This is a genomic window from Rhodococcus sp. ARC_M12 (assembly GCF_022810385.1).
Classification (GTDB): Bacteria; Actinomycetota; Actinomycetes; order Mycobacteriales; family Mycobacteriaceae; genus Rhodococcoides; species Rhodococcoides navarretei.
Genome location: NZ_JALGQI010000107.1, coordinates 1 through 255 on the forward strand (window position 1 = coordinate 1; position 255 = coordinate 255).

The window sequence follows — 255 nt, forward strand, 5'->3', positions numbered from 1 at the left end:
GATTGTTCGACCAGATTTTCTGCCAATGCGACTTCGGGAACGCACGGAACGCGAGCACATCTTCCTTCGCACCGTCCATCATCGCCGACACCTTCGGAAACGACCCGGCGAGCGTCTGCGCGACCTGGTCCCACTGCGCTGCAACAGCATCCGGCTCGGTGTGCGCGAAGATCGTCTTGATCGCCGCCATCACCGGAGGCACCTGCTTCGACGACACCGCGGAAGTGACGTTCCGCATGAAATGCACCCGGCAAC

The 255-nt window shown here is 61.6% G+C and carries 1 protein-coding gene; it reads right to left on the minus strand.

What is annotated here, in order from left to right; translation table 11 throughout:
• Positions 1 to 255: transposase (locus MTX35_RS25555; protein ID WP_243597498.1), on the minus strand; the 255-nt coding region annotated here is incomplete at both ends.